This window comes from Paracoccus sp. MKU1, assembly GCF_001447385.1.
GTDB lineage: Bacteria > Pseudomonadota > Alphaproteobacteria > Rhodobacterales > Rhodobacteraceae > Paracoccus.
Map to the genome: position 1 here is coordinate 1 of NZ_LLWQ01000152.1, position 4044 is coordinate 4044.

The 4044-nt window shown below is 65.0% G+C and carries 5 protein-coding genes and 1 pseudogene; all 6 read left to right on the forward strand.

All coding sequences use genetic code 11. The features are described from left to right. Positions 1 to 513: P-type conjugative transfer protein TrbJ (trbJ, locus tag AQY21_RS10535; protein WP_058097621.1), on the forward strand; the 513-nt coding region annotated here is incomplete at its 5' end. Positions 514 to 529: 16 nt separating this feature from the next. Then, positions 530 to 817: a putative entry exclusion protein TrbK-alt gene (gene trbK-alt, locus AQY21_RS10540; protein WP_058097622.1), complete on the forward strand. Its 288-nt coding sequence runs from the start codon at positions 530 to 532 to the stop codon at positions 815 to 817. A 3-nt stretch (positions 818 to 820) separates the two neighbouring features. Next, positions 821 to 2179, forward strand: a complete 1359-nt coding sequence (gene trbL / locus AQY21_RS10545) for a P-type conjugative transfer protein TrbL (protein WP_058097623.1) — start codon at positions 821 to 823, stop codon at positions 2177 to 2179. Then, positions 2176 to 2865, forward strand: coding sequence for a conjugal transfer protein TrbF (gene trbF / locus AQY21_RS10550; protein ID WP_058097624.1), 690 nt, complete (start codon positions 2176 to 2178; stop codon positions 2863 to 2865). The genes trbL and trbF overlap by 4 nt, the downstream gene beginning before the upstream one ends. After that, positions 2862 to 3890 (forward strand): P-type conjugative transfer protein TrbG, encoded by a 1029-nt coding sequence (trbG, locus tag AQY21_RS10555; RefSeq protein ID WP_058097625.1) that lies wholly within the window; start codon positions 2862 to 2864, stop codon positions 3888 to 3890. The genes trbF and trbG overlap by 4 nt, the downstream gene beginning before the upstream one ends. Continuing rightward, positions 3887 to 4044 (forward strand): annotated as a pseudogene (locus tag AQY21_RS29725) (conjugal transfer protein TraI); the annotation flags it as partial. The gene trbG and the pseudogene AQY21_RS29725, both read left to right, overlap by 4 nt.

Below are 4044 nucleotides of genomic sequence, written 5' to 3' on the forward strand. Positions count from 1 at the left end.
CCCCACAGCTCGCTTCAGGCGCTTCAGCAGAACGTCCAGCGCACCCAGCAGCTTCTCGGGCAAGCCCAGAATATCGCGTTCGACGTGCAGAACATCGACCAGATGTTCCAGCAGGACTACGGCAATCTATCCCTCACGGCCACCGACCAGCAATTGATCGCCGATGCGCGCTCGCGCTGGGAGAACACCGTCGGTGGCTTGCAGGATGCCATGCGCGTGCAGGCGGGCGTAGTTGGCAACATCGACAGCAACCGTGCCGAGATGTCCACGCTCATCGGCGAGAGCCAGGGCGCGACCGGCGCGCTTCAGGCTACGCAAGCTGGCAATCAGCTTCTCGCCCTGCAATCGCAGCAGCTCTCCGACCTGATCGCGGTGATTTCGGCAAACGGCCGCGCCGACGCGCTGACCGAGGCCGAACGTGCGACGGCCGCTGAGCAGGGCCGCATCCAGCGCGAGCGCTTCCTAACGCCGGGGTCGGGCTACCAGCCCGGCAATGCCCGGATGTTCAACTGAGGTTGGAGCTCCGATCATGGAAGGGAAGGTGCTGGCCCGGATCGCGGCCATAGTGTTCATCGCCGTCGCCTTAACGGCGACCATCATCGAGATGACCCGCGAGGACGTGAACGTTCCCGCGCCTTCCGCTCCCGCATTCCAGCCTCCGGCCGATCCGCTGCGCGAGGGGCAACGTCATTGCCAGCAGCTCGGAGAGGCCGCCGCCAACGATCCGACCTGTCTTCGTATCTGGGCCGAGACACGCGATCGCTTCCTCGGCCGCACACCCGGTCCGGCGACGTCTGCACCGAACGGAGGGAAATGAGCCATGGGTGGAACGGGGGTCATCGACAATTTTCTTGGCATCTTCACCAGCTACATCGACAGCGGCTTCGGCCTGCTTGGCGGCGAGGTCGCGTTCATTGCGACGACGCTGATCGTCATCGATGTCACGCTGGCCGCGCTGTTCTGGGCATGGGGCGCGGATGACGACATCATGGCGCGGCTCGTCAAAAAGACTTTGTTCGTGGGTGTCTTCGCCTACATCATCAGCAATTGGAACAACCTCGCCCGGATCGTCTTCGAGAGCTTCGCCGGGCTGGGCCTGATGGCCTCGGGCACCGGATTCTCTGTCGCCGATCTCTTGCGCCCCGGCCGTGTCGCCCAGACTGGGCTCGATGCGGGGCGGCCTCTCCTGGAATCCATCTCCGATCTCATGGGATGGATCGCCGTCTTTGAAAACCTCGTGCAGATCCTTTGCCTGTTTTTCGCCTGGGCGCTGGTTATCCTCGCATTCTTCATCCTGGCGATCCAACTCTTCGTGACGCTGATCGAGTTCAAGCTGACGACGCTGGCTGGCTTTGTACTGATCCCCTTCGGCCTCTTTGGCAAAACCGCGTTCATGGCAGAACGGGTTCTGGGGAACGTGATCTCCAGTGGCATCAAGGTGTTGGTCTTGGCCGTCATCATCGGCATCGGCTCAACGCTCTTCGGCCAGTTTACCGCCGGCTTCGGCGGCGCGACCCCCACGATCGACGACGCCATGGCGATTGTCCTGGCCGCTCTTTCCCTTCTCGGGTTGGGCATTTTCGGCCCCGGCATCGCCACCGGCCTCGTTTCGGGTGGCCCGCAGCTCGGCGCGGGCGCTGCCGTCGGGACCGGCCTCGCCGTTGGTGGTTCTGCTGTGGCGGCCGGAGGCGCGACCATGCTTGCCGCCAAGGCCGGAGGCGCTGCAATGTCGGGTGGTGCCACGCTTGCACGCGGTGGTGCCGCGGCCGTCGGTGCCGCTTCGTCGGCCTACACCCTCGGCTCGATGGGCGGCTCCGGCGCGGCCGGGATCGCTTCCGGTCTCGGAGGTGTTAGCCGCGCCGGCGCGTCGGCGGCCATCTCGCCTTTGAAGCGCGCCGCCACCCGTGCCGCCGACAGCATGAAATCCAGTTATTCCGATGGCGCGAGAGCCGGGTTCACAGCGTCCGGCGGCAGTTCCTCCATGGGAACGGTCGGGGGCGTCCCGTCACCCGAACAATCCCCTCCTTCAGCCGCTGATGGTTCGCCTGCCTGGGCACAGAAAATGCGCCGCAGCCAAGCGATGAGCCACGGCGTCACCGCCGCCGCCCATGCCGTCCGATCGGGCGACAGCCATGGCCCCGGTTCATCCGTCAGCCTTTCCGAAAGTGACCGCACATGAATATCTTCAAACGACCGACGACCCACTATGGCAAGGTGCCGGAACCCGAAACGCCCTATCAGAAGGCCGCGCAGGCTTGGGACGAGCGCATCGGGTCGGCTCGCGTGCAGGCGAGGAACTGGCGCTATATGGCCTTCGGCTCTCTGATCCTGTCAGCAGGCTTCGCTGCTGCCCTTGTATGGCAATCGGCACAGGGAACCGTCGTGCCTTGGGTGGTGGAGGTCGATAATCTCGGCCAGGCGCAGGCCGTCTCGGCTGCTACGGCGGATTATCGACCGACCGATCCGCAGATTGCCTTCCATCTGGGCGGCTTCATCGAGCAGGTCCGCGCCATCCCAGCCGACGCTATCATCGTCCGCCAAAACTGGCTTCGCGCATACGAATTCACCACGGACCGCGGCGCTGCGGCGCTGAACGACTATGCCCGCGCCAATGATCCGTTCACTCGCGTCGGCCGCCAGCAGGTCGCCGTCGAGGTCTCCAGCGTCATCCGAGCATCCCCCGACAGCTTCCGCGTGGCGTGGTTGGAGCGGCACTATGAGAACGGTCAGCTTTCCACGACCGAGCGATGGACCGCGATCCTGACCATCGTGATCCAGACCCCTCGCACCGCCGAGAGGCTGCGCACCAATCCCCTTGGAATCTACATCAACGCGATCAACTGGTCACGGGAGATGAGTCAATGAATTCCTCGACTTTCCGTAATGACGCGTTTCCGGCTTTCCGTAAACTCGGCCTTCCGGCTTTGCTGCTTTCCGCCACCATGCTGGCCGGCTGCGCGACCAACCGGGCGCCGCAGTTCAGCTACGATGATAACGTGCCGCCGCTGCCTGCCGCGCAGGTGGCCGCCCCGGACAACCGGCCCCGGCCGCTGCATGTGCCCCCGGCATGGACCGTGGCGCGGGGCGGCACCGCAGCCGGCACGCCTACCGGCCGGGTCGAGAACGCCAATGCTGCCGCCCGTGTCGAACCGCGGCGGGAAGGCTACTACAACGCCATCCAGATTTATCCCTGGTCGGAGGGCGCGCTCTATCAGGTCTATGCCGCGCCGGGACAGATCACCAATATCGCGCTGGAGCCGGGCGAGAGCCTGACCGGAACGGGACCCATTGCCGCCGGCGATACGACGCGCTGGATCATCGGAGATACCGAAAGCGGCTCGGGTGCGAACCGCCGCGTCCATATTCTCGTCAAGCCAACACGCGAGGACATCTCGACCAATCTCGTGATTACCACCGATCGACGGGTTTACATGATCGAGTTGCGGGCGCGAGAATCGCTCTACATGCCCTCCGTGGCATGGGCCTATCCCGCACCGCCACCAGGAAGCCGTGTCAACACACCAGCCGCTCCCACCATTCCAGCCGAGGCCGCGCGAAATTACCGCTACGGATTGCAGGTGCGGGGCGATAGCCCACCCTGGCGGCCGGTTTCCGTTTTCGACGACGGTCGGCGTGTCTATGTCGTCTTCCCGCGCGGCATCGTGCAAGGCGAGATGCCGCCGCTTTTCGTGCTCGGCGCGGATGGCGAGCCGCAGATCGTCAATTCCCGTATTCACCAGAACGTGCTGATCGTGGACCGCCTGTTCGGGGCGGCCGAGTTGCGCCTTGGCAGCGGCGACCGTCAGCAGGTCGTCAGGATCGTCCGCATGGAACAGACGCAGGCGGCCACGCAACCGGTCGGCACGTCCACGGGAGGATCGTCCTCATGAGCAAGACCGACACCGCCGCGCCCATGCGGCTGCGCGCAGAAGCCCCCCGCGTCACCCGCCTATCCCGCAAGATGCTGGCTGGCGTCGGAGCCGTCGCCCTGCTCGGCATAGGCGGGGCGCTGATCTACGCACTCCAGACTCGCGATGTTGCGCC